The sequence below is a fragment of the Streptomyces spiramenti genome, from assembly GCF_012034385.1.
Taxonomy (GTDB): domain Bacteria; phylum Actinomycetota; class Actinomycetes; order Streptomycetales; family Streptomycetaceae; genus Streptomyces; species Streptomyces spiramenti.
Genome location: NZ_JAAVJB010000408.1, coordinates 1 through 2,282, shown reverse-complemented (window position 1 = coordinate 2,282; position 2,282 = coordinate 1). Strand labels below are relative to the sequence as shown.

Sequence of the window (2,282 nt, the reverse complement as noted above, 5' to 3'; positions counted from 1 at the left end):
CCGGCGGGCCGGTCAGGAGCGCGCGGCCCCGTCCGGTCCGTCCGCCGCGGCGGCGAGGGCCGTCAGCAGCGCCGCGACGCCGGCGGGGCCGTCGACGGTGAGGTCGGCGGCGGCGGTGAGTTCCGGGACCTCGGCGGAGGCCGAGAGCAGCCGGACCCCCGGGAGGCCGTCCCCGCGCAGTCGTTCCACCGCGGCGAACGCGGCGAGGTCGCCGAGGTCGTCCCCGCCGTAGATCACCACCGACGGGTCGCGCTCCGCCACGAGCCGGGCGAGCGCGGCCCCCTTGTCCATGCCCGGGGGCCGTAGTTCGAGGACCATCCGGCCCGGTTCGACGTGCAGCCCGTGACGGGCGGCGAGTTCGGTGAGGGGGCGTCGCAGCGCCTCCAGCGCGGCGGCGGGGTCGGCGGCACGGCGGGTGTGGACGGCGAGCGCGCCGCCCTTGTCCTCGATGTGCGCCTGGCCCGAGGGGACCGATCCGCTGACCACCTCGGGGAGTTCGGCGCGGGCCGCCCCCACTCCGGCGTGCGGACCGGGGGTCCGGGTCTCGCCGGTGTCGGCGTCCCAGCGTTCCGCGCCGTAGGCGCCGAGAACGGTGAGCCCGGCGGGGGCCTCGTCGGAGTCGAGCCGTCCGAGCCGGACGGCGGTCGCAGCGGCGCGGCCGGTGATGATCGCGAGGGTGCCGATCAGCGGCGCGAGCCGGGCCAGCGCGGGAAGCACGTCGGGGTGGGCGCGGGCCTGTTCGGGGTCGGGGACGATGGGCGCGAGGGTGCCGTCGAAGTCGAGCGCGAGCAGCGCGCGCCGGGGGGACCGGCGGAACGCGGCGAGGCCGTCGTGGCCCGCGTCGGTCTGGGGTACCGGGAGGCTGACCATGCGGCGACCCTACCGCTGGGCCCGCCGCTCGTCTCGTACGCGTCGGAGGCGGTTGACCGTCACCGGCGCGTGGCGGAGCGCCGCGGGGTCGTCCAGCAGGGCGTTGAGCAGTTGGTAGTAGCGGGTGGGCGACATCTCCAACTGCTCGCGGATGACGCGTTCCTTGGCGCCGCCCCGTACCCGGCCGCCTCGGCTCTCCAGCGCCAGGACGGCGGTGTCCTGCGCGCTGAGGCCGTCGGCCGCCACCGCCGCGGTGAGCTCGGGGCCGCCGGGGACCGCGTCGTCGGCCGGTGCGGACTCCGGCTCCGGCCCCGGCCGGGGCTCGGCGGGACCACCGGGGAGCGGCGTGCGGGGCGGGGGCTCCGGCACCACCGGGGCGCCCTCGCGGCGGAGTTCGCCGGGCTTGCGGAACTCCTCCCAGCCGCCGATGTCCTCCGGCTCGGGGAACTCCTCCGGGTCCGGGAACTCGGGTTCGGGGAACTCGACCTCGCCGGGGCCGGAATCCGGCTCCCGCCGCTCCTCCGCTCCCCCGCGTGACGGGCCCGCCGGGGATGTCGCCGCCGGTCGGACCGGGTTCTCCTCACCGTCTGCACGCATGGGCGCATCGTACGGCGGGCCGGTGACAGCGATAACGCGCGGGAAACGAAGCCATCCTGGCGGCGCAGTGGACTAGACCTGTTGTGCGGGTTCGGGCGACACTGTCCACCGTGAATCCACCGGACACCGACCGCACCGCGGTCCGCGACGCCCTGCCCGGACCGCAGCCGTCCCCCCACCCCCACGCCGCTCCGGCGCCCGGCCGTGTCATCGCCCTCGACGTCGGCGGCACCGGCATGAAGGCGGCGATCCTGGACGACGCCTTCCGACCGCTGGTCCGCGAACGCCGCCCCACGCCGAGGGACGGCGGCGGGCGGGCGGTGCTCGACGCGGTGCTGGAGTTCGCGGGCGACCTGCGGAAGGAGTCGCTGCGCCGGTTCGGCTCGGCTCCGGTCGCCGCCGGGGTCGCGGTGCCGGGGATCGTGGACAGCGAGGAGGGCCTCGTGCGGTACGCGGCCAACCTCGGGTGGCGTGACCTGCCGCTGCGGCGGCTGCTCGCGGAGCGCCTGGACGGCGTCCCCGTAGCGCTGGGGCACGACGTCCGCACGGGTGGTCTCGCCGAGGGACGGCTGGGGGCCGGCAGCGGCGCCGACCGGTTCTTCTTCGTCGCGCTCGGCACCGGCATCTCCGGCGCCATCGGGATCGACGGCCGGGTGGAGCCCGGCGCGCACAGCGGTGCCGGCGAGATCGGCCACCTGGTGGTCCGGCCCGACGGCCCTGCCTGCGGCTGCGGCCAGCGCGGCTGCCTGGAGGCGGTCGCCTCGGCCTCGGCGGTGGGCCGGGACTGGGCCGACGCGGGCGGCGGACCCGGTGCC

General features: G+C 77.6%; 3 protein-coding genes. 1 reads left to right on the top strand and 2 read right to left on the bottom strand.

Annotated elements, in window-relative coordinates:
* Positions 1 to 12 precede the first annotated feature (12 nt).
* Positions 13 to 870: a trehalose-phosphatase gene (gene otsB, locus HCJ92_RS23725; RefSeq protein WP_167935663.1), complete on the bottom strand. Its 858-nt coding sequence runs from the start codon at positions 868 to 870 to the stop codon at positions 13 to 15.
* A 9-nt stretch (positions 871 to 879) separates the two neighbouring features.
* Entirely contained in the window at positions 880 to 1,467 is a 588-nt protein-coding gene (locus tag HCJ92_RS23720) for a DUF3263 domain-containing protein (protein WP_167935662.1), read from the bottom strand.
* A gap of 152 nt (positions 1,468 to 1,619) precedes the next feature.
* Between HCJ92_RS23720 and HCJ92_RS23715 the strand changes: the two genes are divergently transcribed.
* A partial coding sequence (locus HCJ92_RS23715; protein WP_275942339.1) for an ROK family protein occupies positions 1,620 to 2,282 on the top strand: 663 nt, incomplete at its 3' end.

Bases quoted from the DNA above. Each gene is read 5' to 3' on its own strand.
- otsB (WP_167935663.1), bottom strand. From the start codon at position 870: ATGGTCAGCCTCCCGGTACCCCAGACCGACGCGGGCCACGACGGCCTC.
- HCJ92_RS23720 (WP_167935662.1), bottom strand. From the start codon at position 1,467: ATGCGTGCAGACGGTGAGGAGAACCCGGTCCGACCGGCGGCGACATCC.